The organism is Bartonella sp. CE47NXGY, from assembly GCF_042195415.1.
In the GTDB taxonomy this organism is placed as follows: domain Bacteria; phylum Pseudomonadota; class Alphaproteobacteria; order Rhizobiales; family Rhizobiaceae; genus Bartonella.
Genome location: NZ_JBHIOI010000287.1, coordinates 1 through 559, shown reverse-complemented (window position 1 = coordinate 559; position 559 = coordinate 1). Strand labels below are relative to the sequence as shown.

Annotated in this window: 1 protein-coding gene and 1 pseudogene; both read left to right on the top strand. The window is 46.3% G+C overall.

Features of this window, described 5'->3' with window-relative positions; all coding sequences use genetic code 11:
• Positions 1–192: tail protein X (locus ACFIL3_RS11145; protein WP_375668773.1), on the top strand; the 192-nt coding region annotated here is incomplete at its 5' end.
• Positions 189–559, top strand: a pseudogene (locus tag ACFIL3_RS11140) (phage late control D family protein); the annotation flags it as partial. The gene ACFIL3_RS11145 and the pseudogene ACFIL3_RS11140, both read left to right, overlap by 4 nt.

Below are 559 nucleotides of genomic sequence, written 5' to 3'. Positions count from 1 at the left end.
ATGGTTGATGCCATTTGCTGGAGATACTATGCAAAGGGTCAACAAGCCCTTGCTGTTGAACGCGTTTATGCAGCAAACTTTGGTCTTGCAGACTATGGACCCATCTTAAAAGCAGGCATCACAATCGTTTTGCCAACCCTCCCCTATCCTAAAGCCACACCGGTGATTAGAATTTGGGGCAGTCAATCATGAAACCTTTTTGCATGGTTCTGGCAAATGGAGAGGACATCACAAGAACGCTGATGGACTATGTTTTGTCGATTGAAATTACCGATGAAGCAGAAGACAAAAGTGACCGCATTACCATAGAGCTTGATGACCGCGCCCGTGAGTGCGACAATGGCTTTCTTGATATTCCTCTCATCGGAACAATTATTTCTGTCACACTTGGCTATGAAGGCGGTAAAAACCGCGATATGGGCGCCTATCTGATTGATGAAATCTCTGTAAGCAGCCCCCCACAAAGCTTAAGCGTGACAGGACGCGCCGCATCAATGAACACGTCTTACAGAACCCCAAAAAGCCAATCCTATCACCAGCAAACCCTTGGCAGTATTAT